A 19,228-nucleotide genomic window follows, 5' to 3' on the forward strand; every position below is an offset into this window, starting at 1 on the left:
TAAATTTGTAATATATTTATAAATTTAGTATACTATCCCCCTTTCACAATAATATTTTGACAATTTAATTCATTATTATAATCTCTTCTAAAGCTTTCTCAATTCCTTTATCTACAGTTGTATTTATCTGAATTACTTTAATACCTTTTTGTTCTAGTTTCTTTATAGCCTCCGGTCCTATTTTTAAAGTTAGTACAATATCACAATCTTCTACAGTCTCTAATATTTGGGAAATTTTTTCATCATGGTTATTACATTCCTCAACTCCTATACCGTACCTGTAGACTTTTCTTATTTCTATGAAATTAATACCATTTTGATCATAGGAATAAATATAAAATCTATCAGTATGTCCAAAATGTTTATCTATATTCTCACCTGTGTTACTTGAAATTGCCAATTTATAATTATCTTTTTTATCAATATTTTTATATCTGGCATCATAGGTTTTATTTTTCCAATTTAACTTTTTATTTGTGGCCCACACTTTAGGATTAGGAATTTCACAAATGACCAGCCTGTCAGTGCCTATTAAAAATTTACTCAAAGAATTTCTTATATCTTCATAAGATGCAGAAGTTTTTATTACGTAGGTAGTTATATCCAAATAATGGCACCAATCTTCATAACTTTGTATAGTCTCTTTTACTTTTTCATTATTGTAATCTGGATGACTTAAATCATAACTTACCATGTACATCCCCATAGTAATCTCCTTCCTATTTCTATACAAATCAAGTGATTCTTAGGTTCATTAGAAGAACTTATCCAGGTGCATAGCAATACTTATCTCCCACTTTGAAGGATATGAAATCATTAGCCAATTACTGCAATAATTACTCTGACAATTTTATAATATCTTTAATTTGCTGTTCCATTTCCATCAAATCATCAAAATCTCTACAGGACACCTTATTACCTTCCAGCATATATAAAACTTTAGCAAACTTTACAAAGTCGCAATTACCGGCTCGTTCTCCTATACCCGTAACAGTACAATCTACAAATGCAGCTCCAGCCTCTACTGCTCCCAAAGAATTGGCAAGTGCCATTCCAAAATCATTATGTGTGTGCACTTCTACTTCTACAGGCACCTCCTGCCTCAATTTATCTATGTGATAAAAAATTTTTCCCGGATATAAAATACCCACCGTATCTGCATATCTGACTCTTTTTACTCCCATTTGAAAAACAGTTTCACATAATTCAACTAAAAAACTTATATCTGCCCTGCTGGCATCTTCCAATCCCACAGATACCTCATATCCTTTGTCCAAAGTGTAATCAACGCACCTTTTTATAGCATTTACAACCCAATTCCTATCTTTTCCTAATTTAGACTTAATCTGAAGATCTGATGAAGGAATGGATATATGAATTATATCTACGCCACAATCTATAGAATGGTTTATGTCAACTATGTTCATCCTATTCCAGGATGATATCTTGCTGTTTAAATTGAGACTTACAATTTTTTCAATACTTATCTTTTCGTCTCCCCCCATGGATGGAATCCCCGCTTCTATCTGAGTAATACCCATATCATTTATAATTTTAGCAATTTCTACTTTTTCTTTTATACCTAATGCTACACAAGCCTTTTGTTCTCCATCTCTTAAAGTGGTATCTACAATATTAACATTCATCTTACATCCCCCCCTCTTTTTCAATGCACAATTTTTTTCAATGTGCAATTCACGGTCTTTTCAAATTTGCAACTTCCAGCTAGATGACAGCCAGTTTTACTCAGTGGACAACTTACATTTATATATGTGACAACAAAACTATCTCATTGCAAACAGGTATTTTTAAAATCATTATAAATTTGAATTAATTCCTCATCAAAAATATTCCTCTTTAATTTAATGCTTACTTCCCTTATTTTATTTAAAAAATTATTTCCATTAATTCCTTCATAGTCCATATTTAGCTCTTTAAGCCGCAGCATTACCGCTTTTTTTCCTGAGTGTTTTCCTATATACATAGTCCTCTTTTCTCCAATATCATAGGGATTATAAGGTTCATAGGTATATGGATTTTTTGCTATTCCATCTACATGAATACCAGATTCATATTTAAAGATATCTTCTCCAATTACAGCTTTCATACAGTAGACTTTTTCCCCTGTCAGCTGTGTATATACTTTTGACAGTTCGCCTATTAACTTTAAATTTCCCGATACCTCACCTTTTTTTATTACTTTAAGTCCTAAAACAATTTCTTCTAGAGATGCAAATCCGTAAATTTGTCCATTAAAAGCTGCTGTTATAAAATCGGCACCATCTGAACAAGCTTCCATGCCTATTGCCGTTGCCATATAAAACCTATTATCCGGACAAAAGTCCACATCTGTAGAAAAATGAGTTTTTATATTTTCTATCAATCCGCTCCATCCTGATAAATTGTATTTTATAATACCCTTTATTCTCAAACAGCTTATGTTTAACTTATTAAAAATTTCATTGCCTTCACCTGAAAACAATTTATCTAAAATTTTAATGTCCGCCTCAAGTATTATTTTCTTATTTTTTAGTCTATTTAAAATATCCTCATTAAATGTAACAGCTTTTTTATAATCCACAGCTATATATTTAAATCTAAATTCACACTTATTTAAAAAATATATATCACAAATATCATCTACATAGTATATATAATCTAAATCTCTCGGAAAATTTTTAATTTTATCTAAAGCACTCTTATTTATCTCTATTAAATCTACACCTATTTCCTTTAATAATATCAAAAAATTTTTTATCATATTTTCATCAATCTTTTCTGATCTTTTCATAATTTCCGGTAAAGTTCTATCTATAATAATTTTTTTATTCTTCTTTACTATAACTGACATAATGCATCCTCCTTTATTTAATTAACATTTAAAATAGACAGTAATAATGACATTCTATAGTCATAATAGATTCTATAGGGTTAGAATTTAATATATTCTAATTCATTTTTTGAGTATACTTCTTGCATTTCCTTCACAAAACTAAAAGGTATACTCCTATATTTCCATTCTTTCATCAAATGAACATGTCTATATATCCTTTTTATTTAAACATATAAGACCTGTATCATTCCAGTTTAAATGCCTATAAAAATTTAACGCAGGGGAGTTGTCATTTTCCGCTAAAAGCTGCAGTCTTTTTGCCTTCTTAAAAGCTGCCCATTCCTCTATTTTAAAAAGGAGTTCTTTTCCAATACTCCGTTTCCTGTAAACCTCTTTAACAATTAAATCTTCTACCAATACAGATATGCCTCCTTCAGCAGTTGAAATCAAAACTTGCCCTGAAACCATCCCCACAATTTGACTATTATACTCCGCTATAAATACACACCGATTCTCCCTGTCTTCAAGCATGATTTCAAGCCCTCTCCTCTGCTTTTCCTCATCGAAATTAAAATCTTCCTCAATGGAAAAAAGGACTTTTAACAACTGAGTCATCATTTCAATATCCCCCTGGTCAGCTCTCCTTATGGTTAAATCCATTTTCATAGTGAAAATTCCTCCTATCCCTATAAGAATTATTATCCATATATAACACTACAGGCCTGTCTTACATCAGAATGCTCAACGATTGAATTTTCAATTGATATGCTAAGATAAAATTTTTCAATTCAAATAATAACTCTATTACGTTTTACTTTGTTTCGTATTATTATATTTTCTATTTTATCAAAAGTCAAGTTTTTTAAATATTTTTTTATTAATTTATCAAAAATATAATACCGTATATAATAATATAATATTTACATCCTGAATAGTGCTACAGTTTATGATATTTTTTTACATATATCTTTTTATTTGAAAGCATCAAGTAGCTAACACTTCCACTAAAGTTTACTCAATTAAATTCTCCTTTCACGGTATCAAATATACGTGTATAATAAATATGTTCTTAACTATACCTATAGAATATTATAAACTCTACCATATAAAATTTAACTGATAGTTTTAACAAGGAGGAGAACTAGTTGACGTACAAAATAAAAAATGAAGAAAAAAAATCACCTGCAGCACTTATTATATTACTTGGAACTTTAAGTGCTTTCGGTCCTCTTTCAATGGATATGTATTTGCCGTCTTTGCCATTAATTGAAAGACAAATGCAAACAAGTGCCTCCCTGACACAAATGAGCATCACTACCTGTCTAATAGGACTTGCATTGGGCCAGCTTATAATAGGTCCTTATAGTGACAAACATGGGAGAAAAAAGCCTCTTATGGCCGGATTAATTATTTTTACAATTGCATCATTTTTATGTTCCTTTGTCACTTCAATTGGGTTGTTGATTTTTTTAAGATTTATTCAAGGATTATCTGGTGCGGCAGGGTTAGTAATCTCCAGGGCAATTGCCAGAGATTTATATGACGGCAGTGAACTTACAAAGTTTTTTTCACTACTGATGGCAGTAAATGGCGTTTTTCCTATTTTATCTCCTATTTTTGGAGGCATGGTATTAAAATTTACCAACTGGAAAGGTATTTTTATAGTTCTTGGAGTTATCGGTTCAATTTTACTTTTAGTAACCTTTTTATATTTTAAAGAAACATTAATAATTCATCATTCACAAGAAAATCGAGACAAACGCACATTCACCATAATTAAATCTCTGGTCAGCGATAAAATATTTATCAGCTATGCTCTGGTACAAGGACTAGTTATAGGCGCCATGTTTTGTTACATTTCTGGTTCTTCTTTTGTACTGCAAAATATGTTTCATCTATCTGCCCAGGGATTCAGCTTAGTATTTGCAATTAATGGTCTTGGTATAGTATTGATGTCTCAAGCAGCTGGTAGATTAGCCTATAAATTAGGTGAAAAGCTATTGCTTCAAATAGGTATATCCATTGCAGCCCTGGGAAGCACAGCCCTATTTATAAGTCTGTTTCTACCAAAACACTTATTAGCTGTAACTATTCCACTTTTCTTTATAGTGTCAATGGTAGGCATAGTAAATACCTCTGCTTTTTCTTTAGCAATGCAAAATCAAAAAAAATGGGCTGGAAGTGCCTCTGCTATACTGGGACTGGGCATGAACCTAATTGGCGGGTTGCTTTCCCCTCTGGTAGGTATAGGTGGAAGTCACACTTATGTACCTATGGCTGTACTTATTTTAGTTTGTGATATTAGTGCATTTTTAATTTTTTACTTATATCTAAACAGACAAATTCCAGAAAACAGCTCCAATATTATTTAAAATATCTGCTTTTCTTTTTGATTTTGTGAAAATTGACTATTACAGCTATTTATCTACAACTTTAGATTTGATTTAAAAGCCTATTCATATTATTATAATATTATATGGAATATTATAAGGAATAAGGGAGAGTGATGTAATATGCTCAATAAAAGCAAGGGGAAAAAAATTGTTCCACTTTTTCTTCTTATGTTATTTACTACAACATATACCCATTTTACCCCAGCTGTACGTGCAGACTCAAACGAAAAATCACAAATAATTCAATTGCAGGACAAGGAAAATATAAGTACAATGAAAACTTGGACCATAAAATTCAAAACACCAATAGATGAAAATTCCTTGTTTATAAATGTAACAGACTCTCAAGGAGGCTCTATGAATGTAAAAGTTTCCACAGGCGATTCTGGAAAATATGTTTATATAGCTCCTCCAGAAGAAGGTTATAAGATGGGACAAACATACTATCTTAATATCTCCAAAAATACAGTATTTAAAGATCCAAGCAAATCACTAAAGAATGACATACAGATGAAATTTACCACCAATGATATAGGTACTATAAACATAGATGAAACTACTTCCATAGTTACAGCAAACAATACTTTTGCATTTAATTTAATGAAGAATTTAATATCAAAAGATGAAACCGAAAACATGATTATTTCTCCTTTAAGTATATCCAGCATACTTGCCATGACCCAAAATGGAGCAGCTGGAGAAACAAAACAGGAAATGTTAAATTGCATAGATCTTAAAAATATAAGTGATAGTGATATTAATAAACAGTATTACAGTCTATTGGACCATTACAATAATTTAAAATCCACTGACTTGAAAATGGCAAACTCTATATGGACAAATAAGCAAATAGCTCTCAACAGTGATTTTAAAAACACAGCTGAAAAATATTATGATTCCCAGGTAAGTTCTGAAGATTTTGAGGATGCAAATACTTTAGTGAAAATAAATAAATGGGTTAACGATCATACAGGAGGTCAAATTCAAAAAATAATAGACAGCATAGATAAAGATACCGGAGCTATTTTAATTAATTCTCTGTGCTTTAAAGGGACATGGGAAGATCAATTTTCAACTAGTAATACAAAAAAAGAATATTTTACTTTATCTAATGGTAATAAAATAAATATAGATACTATGCAGAATACTTCTTATGTAAATTATCTGGAGGAACCTACTTTCCAAGCAATTTCACTGCCTTATTATGACAATATGGAAATGGATATATTTTTACCTAAAGAAGGTATAAACATAAATGATTTTACCCAAAGTATTACTAAAGAAAAATTTGATGCATGGATAAATAACTTTAAAGACACTTATGTACTTCAGCAAATTCCTAAATTTAAAATGTACTATGATGTAGACTTAAATGAAACATTAAAAGCCTTAGGAATGAATGAGGCCTTTGACCCTGAAAAAGCAGACTTTACAAAACTTACGACTAATACTATGACAAGTCAGGCTTCCTTATACGTAAATAAAATAAGGCACAAAGCCTACATAAGCGTAGATGAACAGGGTACAGAAGCAGCTGCAGCTACAGCGGTAATTATGAATCCTACTGCTTCACTTCCTGACAATCCAATTTATTTTAAAGCAAACAAACCTTTCTTCTTTATCATAAGGGACAATAAAACTGGAGTTATATCTTTTATGGGAAAGGTAGAAAAACCAGGTACATCAGATACAGATGCAGCAAATTAACATATAAAACAAAAAGATTTATCTCAATTTAGTAATGGGATAAATCTTTTATTTTTCACAATATGGAATTAATACTATATTAAGTCTTAGAACACTAGTATATCATATGAGCAAAAAAAGACAGGAATCATATTTAAAGTTAAGATATAATATAAACAAATATTGAAGAAAGCAGGTATCTTAACATGAATTATAACTCTTGTATAAAAAAATCTATTGAATATATTGAACATAATCTAAATGACAAAATAGAACTTAAAGATCTTGCAGATAAAGTATTTCTATCAAAATACCATTTTCACAGGGTCTTTCACGCTATTGCAGGAGAACCTGTAGCTGAATATATAAGAAGGAAAAGACTTATAAAAGCAGCAAATGAACTGTTAAACACAAACAACAAAATTGTGGATATAGCTTTAAAATATCAGTTTAGCTCTCAAGAATCCTTTACAAAGGCCTTTAAAAAGATTTATGGAATGCCTCCAAAACAATTTAGAAAAACCAAACTCAATGTAAACAGCCCTAAAAATGAAATTACAGATTTACTTTCTATGGCAGCTTAATAATTAGATAAAATAATACTTTTAAGAGGTGATTTTAATGAGTTATGTACCAATAGTTATTGAACATACAAATTCAGGAGAACGTTCCTATGACATATATTCAAGATTACTTAAAGATAGAATAATTATGTTAAATGATCAAGTAACAGACGCAACTGCAGGTGTAATTGTATCACAACTGCTGTTTCTTGAATCTGATAATCCAGATAGTGATATTCATTTTTATATAAATAGTCCAGGCGGCTCCATTACTGCTGGCATGGCAATATATGATACAATGCAATATATAAAACCAGATGTATCTACAATATGCGTAGGTATGGCCGCAAGTATGGGGTCATTTTTACTGGCATCGGGTGCTCATGGAAAAAGATATGCCCTGCCAAATAGTGAAATTCTCATACACCAGCCATCAGTATACGGAGGTTTTCAGGGTCAGGCTACAGATATAAAAATTCATACAGAATGGCTTTTAAAAACTAAGAAGAAAATAAATAAAATATATAGTGAAAAAACCGGAAAACCCATTGAAAAAATAGAAAAAGATATGGAAAGGGATTACTTTATGTCTGCGGAAGAAGCCGTAACTTATAGACTAATAGACAAAATTCTTTTAAAGTAAATTATGTCCTCCTATTTCATTACAATTAATGCTTTAGAAATTTTATAAAATGCTTTCCTATATTTTTTTATTCTTTTTTCATCTTTATCTGTAGGATTGCTTATGCGAGTTAAATCCATATTATCACTTAGGTCAGCAAGTTTTACATTACAGGCAATTTTATTTTTAAGTACTCTTTCAATAAAATCCTCGTAACTCTCTCCCCTGCGTCTGGTTAAACAATCTAAGGCATTTACAATTTCATCGGGGAATCCCTCTTTTCTTATATCTTCGAGGGTCACAGAAGTATCCTCTACAACGTCATGAAGTACAGCACATATTCTTTCTATCTCACTATTACAGGAAAGCATTACTCTAAGGGGATGTAAAATATAGGGATTTTCTCCCTTATCAACTTGTCCCTCGTGAGCTTTAACTGCTATTTGGATTGCTTTATTTAACATGTGCAAAATCTCCTTTAACTTGTAATTAAAAAGAAAATTTACTGTACAATTTCATTTTTTGAAAAACTACATTTCTTCATAACTCCTACAACTATTCCAAGTATCTTGACCTGATGACTTATTATCTGTATTGGCTCATATTTTTCATTTTCTGGTATTAAAAGTACTGTATCTCCCATTTTCATAAATCTTTTTAAGGTAGCATTTTCTGTATCCACTGCAACTGCTACAATATCACGATTATCTGCAGCATTTTGTTTTCTTATAATCACTAAATCTCCATTATCTATATCTGCTCCTAACATACTATCTCCTTTTACCTTAAGCACAAAATGTTCTTCACTATTATTAAACCAATGTGCAGGAAGCTTTAATAAATCTTCACAATGTGAATTCATAAAAATAGGTATTCCTGCTGCTATACTGCTGTATATTTTAAATGCACTTAGATTTTCTACTGTATATTGTAGCTCCTGCCATCTTCTTTTACAATTATTTCATCAGGAGTATCCAAATCAAATGCAATTGTTAATCTCTTATCATGCTTCAAAAATACAACATTATTAATATGATAGAAAAAAATTAAAGGCATCTTTCTTACCCCTATGTTCGTTAACATAGGGGTTTGCAATTACTGTGACTAACTATTCTCTTACCAGTTCCCATACTCCTTCAGAAAAAGTAGGATGAGGATGAATCACATGAGCCATTTGTGAAAGAGTCAGTCCATTTACAATAGCTGATGTAAATTCGCTAATTATGTCCGTTGCCCTAGCACACATAAGCTGTGCTCCGAGTATTTTTTCCGTTTCCCTGTCTGCAACTACCTTCATAAAACCTCTTTCCTGCATTGTCAAAACTGACTTTCCATTTCCCATCATAGGATATTTTTTAGTGATTACATCAAGTCCTGCCTCTTTTGCTTCACTACCCGTAATACCTACTACAGCAATTTCAGGATTGGTATAGACACAGCCGGGAATTACCTTTATATTTACAGGTTCTTCTTTTCCAATCATCTGAATTACTGCACAAAGTGCTTCAGCAGAAGCTGCGTGGGCAAGCTGAACACCTCCAATAACATCACCAATGGCATAGACAGAAGGACAACTGGTCTTATAATATTCATCTACTAAAATCTTTCCTTTTTGTGTTTCAACGGTAAAACCTTCATCAAATAAACCTTCTATATGAGGCTTTCTTCCAGTTGCCACAAGCACACCATCTGCTGCAACCTGCTGCAATTTTTCCTTTTCACTATAAGTGCATAAGAGTTTTCCTTCCTCTGCTTGTTCCAGTTTTTCCACACTAGAGGATGTATGAATATCTACACCTTGCTTTTTTAAAATCTGCTTCAGATTGGTACCAATTTCCCTGTCCATTTCAGGCAGTACCCTGTTCATGGTTTCAATAACGGTTACCTTGGATCCAAAAGCACTATATAGGGCGGCAAATTCCATTCCAATAACACCGCCGCCGATGATAAGCAGATGATTATATAATCCATCTTTCTTATTCAAAAGTTCATGACTTGTAACAACATTTTTCAACTGTATACCAGGAATAGGAGGAATTGCAGTAACAGAACCAGAAGCTATAAGAATTCTTTCTGATTCAATAATTTTTTCCTCCCCATTTTGGTTAACAGCTACCTGGTGTGAAGCAATAATTTTTCCAGTGCCATGAAAAAGATCAATTTTATTTTTTTGAAACAGCATTTCTATGCCGCCAGAAAGCTTCTTTATTACTTCTTCTTTGTACTCCAACAAAGCAGGAATATTAACTGTCACTTTTTCAACTTGTATTCCAAACTTTTCACTTTCTTTTGTTTTACGGTAAATATCTGCTGCATGCAATAAAGTTTTAATTGGAATACAGCCCCTATTTAAACAAGTACCACCCAATTCACTTTTTTCAATAACTGCCGTCTTCATCCCAAACTTTGCCGCCTCAAGTGCTGCTGTACTGCCGCCGGGGCCAGCTCCTATTACAATTAAATCACATTTCTGAAACATACCTTTTCTCCTTTACATATTATTATGAATCAGCATTTCTATATCCCCAGCAACAGCCGCATCCTCTGGTTTATGAACAAGTTTCTTACTTAATGCATCTTTTATTGCATTTTCCTCATAAGTACATCCAATGAGTATTTCAGGAATTCTTAAAATCAAGTCCTGATCCATTGCATCCGAAAATGCATTTAATGATTTTATCTTACCGCCGTGTACTTGAAACTGTAAATCTATATCTCCCCAAGCAAAACGTCCGGACATCTCATGCTGAAATTCAAGTTTCTTTCCATATTTCCACTGCCAGGACTCGAACTTCCGCTGTAAAGTGAAAAATTCTTCTTTATCTATGTGTGATTCATCAAAGGCTTCAGGCTTTAATCCGTATACTTCTCCAAAGGCTTCTATAAGCTTTTCACACATCTTATGGGTTGTAAGAGAAGGATAAAATTCTTTTAAATTTACCACCCTTGACTTTACAGAACTTACACTTTTAGATTGCAGTTTTTCTTTTGAAACATTAAGATATTTAGACATATTCGCCATATCTACATCAAGCAAAAGTGTTCCGTGATGATAACAAAAATCGCCAGATTTATAAAAAGCATTTCCCGAGAATTTTCTGCCATCTACCGTAATATCATTTCTGCCTGTTTTCTCAGCATGAATTCCCAGCTTTTTCACAGCCTGCACAATCACCTGAAGCTGCCTATCTACACTATAATTATCCTTTCTCATTAAAAATGTAAAATTGAGATTACCCAAATCATGATATACAGCCCCGCCTCCTGATAACCTGCGGACCAAGTATCCTTCGTCATTTTCAAGTTCTTTTACTTTACATTCCTTCCAGCAATTTTGATTTCTTCCTATAACCACTGTATGACGGTTTTGCCAGAGGTACAAAATACACTCTTTTTCTCCCACATGGAAGGTTAGATATTCTTCCAGTGCCAGATTTTTATAGGGATAAGTCTCTATTCCCTTTATAAACAATAGTTTTTCTACCATTTATAAACCATCCTTTCCAGCAGTATTTTTGTCTTCTATATAATAGCGAAGTTTAGGTTTTGTGGCTGCAAGTACTTCATCGGGCCTGCGAACCAATGTATTATATGGATATTCATGCATCCTTTCTGGTGATTCTTCTGCTTTTTTATATATTTCCTTAAAAACATAAATAGCATGATCAAGCGTTTCTTTTGTCTCAGTTTCAGTTGGCTCCATCATCAACGCCTCATGAACGATCAATGGAAAATATATTGTAGGCGGATGTATACCATAATCAAGCAGAGCTTTTGCAATATCCAGTGCTAAAACCCCAAGTTCATTCTTAATTTTTTTCATGGTTACAACAAACTCATGCATACAAGTTCTGTCATAAGCCACATCATAGCAATCAGACAACTTTACCCTCATATAATTGGCATTTAGTACTGCATTTCCAGCCGTTTCTGGAATTCCTTCTCTTCCCAGCATCATAATATAAGTAAGAGCTTTTACAACTACCAAGAAATTCCCATAAAATGACTTCATATCTCCTATACTTTCTGCTGCCTTATTTAATACATAAGTCCCATCTTTCCGCTTTATAGCTTTTTTACCTGGAAGAAATTTTTTCAAAAAACCCTTACAGCCTACAGGTCCACTTCCAGGTCCTCCTCCTCCATGAGGTGCAGAAAATGTCTTGTGCAGATTAATGTGCACAACATCAAACCCCATATCTCCAGGTCTTACAATGCCCATAATGGCATTTAAATTGGCACCATCATAATAATTTAATCCCCCTGCCTCATGGACCATCTGGGTTATTTCCAGAATATTTTTGTCAAATAAACCTAGGGTATTTGGATTAGTAAGCATGAGACCTGCAGTATCTTCACCAAGTACTTCCTTTAATTTAGCTATATCCACGCATCCATCCTCACCAGAAGGAATGCTGATTACTTTGAATCCAGCCATAGCAGCACTTGCAGGATTAGTTCCATGTGCTGAATCCGGTACTATAATTTTATCTCTTTTTTCATCATTCCTGCCCTCATGATAGGCCTTAATCAAAAGCAGTCCTGTTAACTCTCCATGTGCACCGGCTGCAGGCTGCATGGTCATAGCATCCATTCCCGTTATTTCGCATAAATACTGCTCTGCCATATAAAGTACCTGAAGGCAGCCTTGTACCGTATCTTCCGGCTGCAGAGGATGTATACCCGTAAAACCGGTTAGTGATGCCATATCTTCATTAATCTTTGGATTGTACTTCATGGTACAAGATCCAAGGGGATAAAATCCATCATTGACCCCATGAGATCTCTTGGATAGACTGGCATAATGCCTACTGATTTCACTCTCTGATAGTTCTGGAAGATGCATTTTTGTCTCTCGAAGTGCACTGTCAGGAATTACGCAAGGCACGTCATTTTCAGGTAAAATGCTGGTACTTCTTCCGGCACTCCCTTTTTCAAATAATAATTTCATTTTTTATGCATCTCCTTTACAATGTGAACCAATTTATCCATATGTGCTTTAGCATTTAATTCTGTTGTACACCACAGTATTTCATTCTCTCCAATAGGAAGTCCTCCTAGAATACTTTCCTTTTCCAGTTCCTTAAGGATTTCCTCTGCATTCTTATCTGAAACTGTTACAAACTCATGAAAAAATTCATATGGATACTTTAATTTCAATCCCGCTTTTTCTAATTCTTTTTGAAGATAATGAGCCTTGGATGTACATTGAATAGCCGTTTGCCTTATACCTTCATTTCCCATAACAGCCATATAAACTGATGCAGTCATTGCACATAGTGCCTGATTGGAACAAATGTTGGAACTTGCCCTTTCCCTTTTGATATGCTGTTCTCTTGCCTGCAGAGTCAGTACAAAAGCTCTCTTTCCATCCATATCCACAGTCTCTCCTACAATACGTCCAGGAAGTTTTCTCATCATTTTAGAAGTAGCTGCCATAAATCCAAGATAAGGTCCCCCAAAAGATAAAGGCATACCAAGGGGTTGACCCTCTCCCACTGCAATATCCGCACCACATTCGCCTGGTGTTTTTAAAATACCAAGAGAAGTAGGATTACAACCCATAATGAAGCTGGCTCCTTTTTCGTGCACCAGCTCTGACACTTTCTCCCCATCTTCTACAATGCCATAATAATTTGGCTGCTCCATGTAAAAGCATGCTGCTTTATCGTCCAGCATTTCCTTAAGTGCTTCATTGTCCATAATACCATCTTTCTCAGGTACAATAAAAAGGTTTGTACCGCTGCCAAAGCAATAAGTTTTAATAGTACTCATAACCTGTGGATTTATAGTTTGGGATACATATACATCTTTTCTTTTTTTATTTCTACACATGGCTACTGCCTCTGCTGCTGCACTGGCCCCATCATAAACTGATGCATTGGAAATGTCCATGCCAGTAAGTTCACAAATCATGGTCTGATATTCAAAAATGGACTGTAAAATTCCCTGACTGATTTCTGATTGATAGGGAGTATAAGCAGTTAGAAATGTTTCTTTTGCCGTAACACTTTTTACAATAGAAGGTATATAATGATGATACGCTCCGCCACCTCTGAACATATATTTAAAAATACGATTTTTTTCAGCTATTTCTTCCATTCTAGCTGATGTCTCCATTTCAGAAATTCCTTGAGGCAATTTCAATTCCTCCTGAAGCTTTACTTCTTCTGGGACATCGGCAAACAATGCATCAAAGTTTTTATATCCTATTTCATTTAACATTTCCAGCTGTTCTTCTTTTGTATTTGGCACATAAGTTCCCATAGGATTACCTCCATTTGCTATTCTTTTTCACTATTTACAACTGCCTCATATTCTTCAGCTGTCAATAATTCTTCTTTATCACTAATTTCAGCAATTTTTACAAGCCATGCTTCATAAGGAGCTTCATTAATCCACCCCGGCTTATCCAAAAGCTCTTCATTAACTTCTTCCACAACACCACTTACTGGTGCATATACATCTGACGCAGCCTTAACAGATTCCACATCTAAAAATACCTCTCCTACGGTAACTTCATCACCTTCTTCTGGAAGATTGACAAATACCAGATCTCCTAGTTCACTCTGAGCATAGTCAGTTAAACCAACTAAAGCCTTATCTCCTTCTATTTTTACCCATTCATGTGATTTAGTGTACATAAGTTGCTTTGGAAAATTCATATCTCATTCCTCCTATTTATTCTTTTTATAAAATGGCAAACCTACTACTTCTGCTTCTACTTTTTTTCTTCTTACAAGCACTGTCACTTTTGTTCCCGGTTTGCTGTAATCAGGAAAAATCAATGCCATAGCTGCCGGATAGCCAATATATGGACAATGGGTTCCAGATGTGGTTATTCCAATGAGGTCATCACCTGCATAAATCTCCATCTGTTCTCTTATAATACCCCTTACTGTAACTTTCAATCCTACCCTCTTTCTCACCGGTCCTTTTTCTTTCAATGCATTTTTACCGATAAAATTTTCTTTTTCCATTTTAACGAACATCCCAAGTCCTGCTTCTAAAGGTGTTATTTCATCATTCATCTCGTGGCCGTATAGAGGCATGGCAGCTTCTAAGCGCAGTGTATCCCTAGCACCCAGCCCGCAGGGAATTAACCCTTCTTCTTTGCCGGATTCTAAAAGAAATTCCCACATTTCTGGTGCATCTGAAGCTTTCATATAAAGCTCATATCCATCCTCTCCTGTATATCCAGTTTTGGAAATCATGCATTTTATGCCTGCTATAGTACAATCAAATTTGCCGCTGTAATATTTCTTGGGTATTTCATCTAATTTTGCTATCTTACTTATAACTGCCGGTGCGCCAGGCCCCTGCAGAGCAATTTGTGCTACTTCGCTGGAAATGTCCTCAAATACTACATTTCCCTGCTGATGTGCTTTCATCCAGGCATAATCTTTATCTTTATTTGCAGCGTTAACAACCAGCAAATAAGTATTATCTTTTACTTTATATACAATCATATCATCCACTACGCCGCCTTTTTCATTGCACATGGGACTATATCTTGCCTGACCGTCATACATTCCTTCAAAGTTATTAGTAAGTATATAGTTCAGATTCTTTAATGCATCCTCACCCCTGCAAATAATTTCCCCCATATGAGACACATCAAATAAACCACAGGCTTTCCGTACTGACATATGCTCTGCTATCACTCCCTTGTCATATTGGACTGGAAGCAGGTAACCGGCAAAAGGTACCATTTTCCCTTTGTACTTTATGTGTTTTTCATAAAGTGGTGTCTTTTTTTCCATTGCTTCATCCCCTTTTCAATAAAAAAAGTGCATAAATAAACACTCTGTTTATTTATGCACTCTGTCTTTATACCTGAAAGATTTTAGCTTCTTCGGTGAATTATTACTTTCCAGAGTTTCGTCAAAATCCAGTCCTTTTACCTGAGAGTTTACTGCAGCTTCCCCTTCGGTGCTGCCATATTGTGGCAGTCTCTCCTAAATTCATCATCCGAGTATTATATTTTATAGACTAAAATGAAATTTTTATTAATAAAATATTAGCATAGCCTTTTTATGGTGTCAATAAAATTTTGTATTAATTTCCTAAATTTTATCAATCATTATTTGCAATAAAAAAATTAATATATAAAATTATTGATAAATTCATATAATTTTCAACTTCTTGTAATATCTACACATAATATGTATTTCTTATAGTTATTATGTGTAAATATTCTAGATAATGTTATACAAATTTCCCCTGTGGCATAAGATATATATGGCTCAGAAAAATAACTGTGCATCTTAGAATTCATAAGTTCATAGTAATATCTTTTTAGAGAATTATCTTCTCCTTTTATTGCAGGAGAAAATACAATGCCTTCACGTTGTATACTATTTTTTTCTTTAGCAAAAATTGTATTGGTAATTTGAATTCCAGCTTCATCAAGAATGTACGCACATTCAATATCTAAATCTTTATACCTATTAATAAACATTGAAATAAACTTATCAAACCTACTAATAGGATTTATTTTAAGTTCTCCAATAAAATTATTTAAAAACTTATTAATTTTATACTTATATAATCTATTTTCTTTGCCTCTTAAAATTACATATTCCTTATAACTAAGTGCAGCACTTTGAATTTTAGCATTAACTCTTTTAATTACGCTGCCATTTATAAACTCAGGTTTTGAAAAAAAATATCCTTGAATTAAGTGAGCTCCAAATTCAATTACATAATTAAGTTCAATCTCAGTTTCTATTCCCTCAGCAACAACTACTGCACCTATCCTATTAGCTAAACCTGCAATACATTTAAATATCTCCTGTTTATGGTAACTATCCTGAATATTCCTTACCAGTAATGAATCTAATTTTATGATGTCAGGTTTTATAATTGAAACTCTATCCATATTTGAAAAACCTGTTCCCACATCATCTAAAGCAATTAGAAATCCCTTTTTTCTATAATTATTAGTAAACCTTTCCAGAGCACTTAAATTACTGGCACGAGATTCATTAATTTCGATTACAATATTTTTAGGTGAAACCCTATTTTCTAATACCTGGTTAAAAAGATGATTTGAGCCTTCGGCTTCTTCTATAACAGAGGCATCTACATTTATAAACAAATACCACTCATCATTCATGTTGTACACATTTTCAAAATTCTCAATACACTTTTCCCTACATAATCTATCAAGTATAGTTGACAGGCCATTATTACGAGCATATTCAAACATTTTAAGTGGAGGTATAATTTCCGAATTTAAAATATTTATTCCTCTGCTTAACGCTTCAAATGCTACTATTTTTTTCTTTACTAAGGACACAATTGGCTGATACTTAACAAGTATTCTTTTATTATCTATAACCTCTCTTATAATACTAACTTCATTAAAACCGTCATATTCAATCATAATTTATAGCTCCCCTATACTATTCAAGCAAAAATCTTTAAATATCAATGAAGTACCTGCAACTTCCCATATCTGTCATATTTACAGTGAATATTATACCATTTATTTTAAAATTTTTTTATATTCTTTATTACAATAAAGATATAATTATTATGTACAGATGCCAAATTAAGATGATGTAAAAAACTCACGCAAAGTTAAAAAACTTCATGTGAGTTTAAAAACAGCCCTAATCTTCTTCCCTTAAAATATTTATGTTCTTTCCTTCCATCACCTTATTCATATTTCTCACAGCACACATTTTTCCACACATAGTACAAGTATCTTCATGCTCTGGCATAGATTCTTTTCTATATCTCCTTGCCTTTTGCGGATCAATAGCTAGATTAAACATTGTTTCCCAATCAAGCTCTCTTCTTGCCTTGCTCATTTTATAATCCCATTGCTTTGCGCCCTTTATATTTTTACTTATATCGGCAGCATGTGCTGCTATCTTAGAAGCTATAATACCTTCTTTCATATCTTCAAGATTGGGAAGTCTTAAATGCTCTGCTGGAGTAACATAACATAAGAAATCCGCACCATTTGCAGCTGCTATAGCTCCACCAATGGCACTTGTTATGTGGTCATATCCCGGTGCAATATCTGTAACTAAAGGTCCCAGCACATAAAATGGTGCTCCATGACACAACTTTTTCTCAAGTTGCATATTGGCAGCTATTTCATTTAAAGACATGTGTCCTGGTCCTTCAACCATGACCTGTACACTCTTCTCCCAAGCTCTTTTTGTAAGTTCTCCAAGAGTTATAAGTTCTTTTATCTGGCTGGCGTCTGTGGCATCATTAATGCTGCCTGGCCGACAGGCATCTCCAAGACTTATAGTTACATCATATTTTGCACATATATCTAAAACTTTATCATAGTATTCATAAAATGGATTTTCTTTATTATTTAGTTCCATCCATGCATATAAAAGAGCTCCTCCTCTTGAAACTATATTTGTAAGCCTTTTATTTCTTTTGAATACCTTTGCAGTTTCCCTGTTGATTCCCGCATGTATGGTCATGAAATCTACTCCATCCTTAGCGTGCTTCTCTACTACAGCTAAAAATTCCTCAGGAGATATATCACTTAGTTCCTTATCATAAAATCCTACTGCATCATATATGGGTACTGTGCCTATCATGGCAGAACACATCTCTACAATTCTTTTTCTAAATTCTTCAGTTTTACCATAGGAGCTTAAATCCATTATAGCTTCTGCCTTCATTTCAATTGCAGTTTTCACCTTTTCAAGTTCCATATCTATGTTAGCACAATCTTTTGATATACCTAAGTTAACATTTATTTTAGTCTTTAATCCCTGTCCAACACCCTGGGCATCTAATGATTTATGATTCTTATTTGCAGGTATTACTATTTTACCTTCAGCTACAAGATTTCTTAAAACTTCTACATCCATACTTTCTTTTGTGGATACTACCTCCATTTCTCTTGTAATAATTCCCTTTTTAGCAGCATCCATTTGAGTAGTAAAATTCATGGTTTCATCCTCTTTCCTGGTAAATTTTATAAAAAAATCATATGTACAACAAAAAGCATAAATCCGTAGACTTATGCTTTTATCAGTAACATATTTACACAAACAACTTCCTACGCTGGCATTACCCAGATCAGGTTTAGGGTCAAAGAATTTACTTCTTAATCTCAGCCAGAAACACCAGCCCCCCTGTACATAATATT

Annotated in this window: 19 protein-coding genes and 2 riboswitches; of the genes, 4 read left to right on the top strand and 15 right to left on the bottom strand. The window is 33.3% G+C overall.

Annotated elements, in window-relative coordinates; genetic code table 11:
• Positions 1–64: 64 nt before the first annotated feature.
• The 4 genes from ACJDU8_RS06485 to ACJDU8_RS06500 all read right to left on the bottom strand — a co-directional run bounded on the left by ACJDU8_RS06485 (position 65) and on the right by ACJDU8_RS06500 (position 3,499).
• Complete coding sequence (locus ACJDU8_RS06485; RefSeq protein ID WP_406791337.1) at positions 65–706, bottom strand: NifB/NifX family molybdenum-iron cluster-binding protein; 642 nt, start codon at positions 704–706, stop codon at positions 65–67.
• A gap of 130 nt (positions 707–836) precedes the next feature.
• On the bottom strand, positions 837–1,646 hold the full coding sequence (locus ACJDU8_RS06490) for a beta/alpha barrel domain-containing protein (protein WP_406791338.1): 810 nt from the start codon (positions 1,644–1,646) through the stop codon (positions 837–839).
• 143 nt (positions 1,647–1,789) lie between these two features.
• Positions 1,790–2,851 (bottom strand): homocitrate synthase/isopropylmalate synthase family protein, encoded by a 1,062-nt coding sequence (locus tag ACJDU8_RS06495; protein WP_406791339.1) that lies wholly within the window; start codon positions 2,849–2,851, stop codon positions 1,790–1,792.
• 189 nt (positions 2,852–3,040) lie between these two features.
• A complete protein-coding gene (locus ACJDU8_RS06500) occupies positions 3,041–3,499 on the bottom strand; it encodes a GNAT family N-acetyltransferase (protein WP_406791340.1) in 459 nt (152 codons plus the stop codon).
• A gap of 479 nt (positions 3,500–3,978) precedes the next feature.
• Here ACJDU8_RS06500 and ACJDU8_RS06505 point away from each other — a divergent pair, with 479 nt between their 5' ends.
• From ACJDU8_RS06505 to clpP, 4 genes are all read left to right on the top strand, one after another.
• Complete coding sequence (locus ACJDU8_RS06505; protein WP_406791341.1) at positions 3,979–5,205, top strand: multidrug effflux MFS transporter; 1,227 nt, start codon at positions 3,979–3,981, stop codon at positions 5,203–5,205.
• A gap of 141 nt (positions 5,206–5,346) precedes the next feature.
• Positions 5,347–6,933 (top strand): serpin family protein, encoded by a 1,587-nt coding sequence (locus ACJDU8_RS06510; protein ID WP_406791342.1) that lies wholly within the window; start codon positions 5,347–5,349, stop codon positions 6,931–6,933.
• A gap of 185 nt (positions 6,934–7,118) precedes the next feature.
• Entirely contained in the window at positions 7,119–7,496 is a 378-nt protein-coding gene (locus ACJDU8_RS06515; RefSeq protein WP_406791343.1) for a helix-turn-helix transcriptional regulator, read from the top strand.
• Between the two features lie 37 nt (positions 7,497–7,533).
• Positions 7,534–8,118: an ATP-dependent Clp endopeptidase proteolytic subunit ClpP gene (clpP, locus tag ACJDU8_RS06520; protein WP_406791344.1), complete on the top strand. Its 585-nt coding sequence runs from the start codon at positions 7,534–7,536 to the stop codon at positions 8,116–8,118.
• 11 nt (positions 8,119–8,129) lie between these two features.
• On the opposite strand, the gene ACJDU8_RS06525 is transcribed toward clpP, so the two are convergent.
• The 11 genes from ACJDU8_RS06525 to thiC all read right to left on the bottom strand — a co-directional run bounded on the left by ACJDU8_RS06525 (position 8,130) and on the right by thiC (position 19,028).
• Positions 8,130–8,561: a GTP pyrophosphokinase gene (locus ACJDU8_RS06525; protein WP_406791345.1), complete on the bottom strand. Its 432-nt coding sequence runs from the start codon at positions 8,559–8,561 to the stop codon at positions 8,130–8,132.
• A 38-nt stretch (positions 8,562–8,599) separates the two neighbouring features.
• Positions 8,600–8,959, bottom strand: a complete 360-nt coding sequence (locus ACJDU8_RS06530; protein ID WP_406791346.1) for a LexA family protein — start codon at positions 8,957–8,959, stop codon at positions 8,600–8,602.
• Positions 8,960–9,015: 56 nt separating this feature from the next.
• On the bottom strand, positions 9,016–9,153 hold the full coding sequence (locus ACJDU8_RS06535) for a hypothetical protein (RefSeq protein WP_406791347.1): 138 nt from the start codon (positions 9,151–9,153) through the stop codon (positions 9,016–9,018).
• A gap of 52 nt (positions 9,154–9,205) precedes the next feature.
• Entirely contained in the window at positions 9,206–10,576 is a 1,371-nt protein-coding gene (gene lpdA, locus ACJDU8_RS06540; protein ID WP_406791348.1) for a dihydrolipoyl dehydrogenase, read from the bottom strand.
• Positions 10,577–10,588: 12 nt separating this feature from the next.
• Complete coding sequence (gene lplA, locus ACJDU8_RS06545) at positions 10,589–11,584, bottom strand: lipoate--protein ligase (protein WP_406791349.1); 996 nt, start codon at positions 11,582–11,584, stop codon at positions 10,589–10,591.
• Positions 11,585–13,048, bottom strand: a complete 1,464-nt coding sequence (gene gcvPB / locus ACJDU8_RS06550; RefSeq protein ID WP_406791350.1) for an aminomethyl-transferring glycine dehydrogenase subunit GcvPB — start codon at positions 13,046–13,048, stop codon at positions 11,585–11,587.
• Complete coding sequence (gene gcvPA, locus ACJDU8_RS06555) at positions 13,045–14,364, bottom strand: aminomethyl-transferring glycine dehydrogenase subunit GcvPA (protein WP_406791351.1); 1,320 nt, start codon at positions 14,362–14,364, stop codon at positions 13,045–13,047. The genes gcvPB and gcvPA overlap by 4 nt, the downstream gene beginning before the upstream one ends.
• A 17-nt stretch (positions 14,365–14,381) precedes the next feature.
• Positions 14,382–14,762 carry a glycine cleavage system protein GcvH gene (gene gcvH / locus ACJDU8_RS06560; protein WP_406791352.1) on the bottom strand — a complete coding sequence of 127 codons (381 nt, stop codon included), beginning with the start codon at positions 14,760–14,762 and terminating at the stop codon, positions 14,382–14,384.
• Between the two features lie 12 nt (positions 14,763–14,774).
• On the bottom strand, positions 14,775–15,860 hold the full coding sequence (gene gcvT / locus ACJDU8_RS06565) for a glycine cleavage system aminomethyltransferase GcvT (RefSeq protein ID WP_406791353.1): 1,086 nt from the start codon (positions 15,858–15,860) through the stop codon (positions 14,775–14,777).
• Between the two features lie 119 nt (positions 15,861–15,979).
• Positions 15,980–16,068, bottom strand: a riboswitch (glycine riboswitch).
• 166 nt (positions 16,069–16,234) lie between these two features.
• Positions 16,235–17,485, bottom strand: coding sequence for an EAL domain-containing protein (locus ACJDU8_RS06570; RefSeq protein ID WP_406791354.1), 1,251 nt, complete (start codon positions 17,483–17,485; stop codon positions 16,235–16,237).
• A 229-nt stretch (positions 17,486–17,714) separates the two neighbouring features.
• Entirely contained in the window at positions 17,715–19,028 is a 1,314-nt protein-coding gene (thiC, locus tag ACJDU8_RS06575) for a phosphomethylpyrimidine synthase ThiC (RefSeq protein ID WP_406791355.1), read from the bottom strand.
• Between the two features lie 90 nt (positions 19,029–19,118).
• Positions 19,119–19,226, bottom strand: a riboswitch (TPP riboswitch).
• Positions 19,227–19,228 lie beyond the last annotated feature (2 nt).

Source organism: Candidatus Clostridium eludens (genome assembly GCF_045310515.1).
Lineage (GTDB): Bacteria > Bacillota > Clostridia > Clostridiales > Clostridiaceae > Clostridium_B > Clostridium_B eludens.

Excerpts from the sequence above, each read along its gene's own strand:
- gcvT (WP_406791353.1), bottom strand. The coding sequence starts at position 15,860 with ATGGAAAAAAAGACACCACTTTATGAAAAACACATAAAGTACAAAGGG.
- ACJDU8_RS06495 (WP_406791339.1), bottom strand. The coding sequence starts at position 2,851 with ATGTCAGTTATAGTAAAGAAGAATAAAAAAATTATTATAGATAGAACT.
- ACJDU8_RS06570 (WP_406791354.1), bottom strand. The coding sequence starts at position 17,485 with ATGATTGAATATGACGGTTTTAATGAAGTTAGTATTATAAGAGAGGTT.
- ACJDU8_RS06510 (WP_406791342.1), top strand. The coding sequence starts at position 5,347 with ATGCTCAATAAAAGCAAGGGGAAAAAAATTGTTCCACTTTTTCTTCTT.
- gcvPB (WP_406791350.1), bottom strand. The coding sequence starts at position 13,048 with ATGAAATTATTATTTGAAAAAGGGAGTGCCGGAAGAAGTACCAGCATT.
- ACJDU8_RS06525 (WP_406791345.1), bottom strand. The coding sequence starts at position 8,561 with ATGTTAAATAAAGCAATCCAAATAGCAGTTAAAGCTCACGAGGGACAA.
- clpP (WP_406791344.1), top strand. The coding sequence starts at position 7,534 with ATGAGTTATGTACCAATAGTTATTGAACATACAAATTCAGGAGAACGT.
- ACJDU8_RS06530 (WP_406791346.1), bottom strand. The coding sequence starts at position 8,959 with ATGAATTCACATTGTGAAGATTTATTAAAGCTTCCTGCACATTGGTTT.
- ACJDU8_RS06515 (WP_406791343.1), top strand. The coding sequence starts at position 7,119 with ATGAATTATAACTCTTGTATAAAAAAATCTATTGAATATATTGAACAT.
- ACJDU8_RS06500 (WP_406791340.1), bottom strand. The coding sequence starts at position 3,499 with ATGAAAATGGATTTAACCATAAGGAGAGCTGACCAGGGGGATATTGAA.
- ACJDU8_RS06490 (WP_406791338.1), bottom strand. The coding sequence starts at position 1,646 with ATGAATGTTAATATTGTAGATACCACTTTAAGAGATGGAGAACAAAAG.
- ACJDU8_RS06485 (WP_406791337.1), bottom strand. The coding sequence starts at position 706 with ATGGGGATGTACATGGTAAGTTATGATTTAAGTCATCCAGATTACAAT.
- ACJDU8_RS06535 (WP_406791347.1), bottom strand. The coding sequence starts at position 9,153 with ATGCCTTTAATTTTTTTCTATCATATTAATAATGTTGTATTTTTGAAG.
- gcvPA (WP_406791351.1), bottom strand. The coding sequence starts at position 14,364 with ATGGGAACTTATGTGCCAAATACAAAAGAAGAACAGCTGGAAATGTTA.
- thiC (WP_406791355.1), bottom strand. The coding sequence starts at position 19,028 with ATGAATTTTACTACTCAAATGGATGCTGCTAAAAAGGGAATTATTACA.
- gcvH (WP_406791352.1), bottom strand. The coding sequence starts at position 14,762 with ATGAATTTTCCAAAGCAACTTATGTACACTAAATCACATGAATGGGTA.
- lpdA (WP_406791348.1), bottom strand. The coding sequence starts at position 10,576 with ATGTTTCAGAAATGTGATTTAATTGTAATAGGAGCTGGCCCCGGCGGC.
- lplA (WP_406791349.1), bottom strand. The coding sequence starts at position 11,584 with ATGGTAGAAAAACTATTGTTTATAAAGGGAATAGAGACTTATCCCTAT.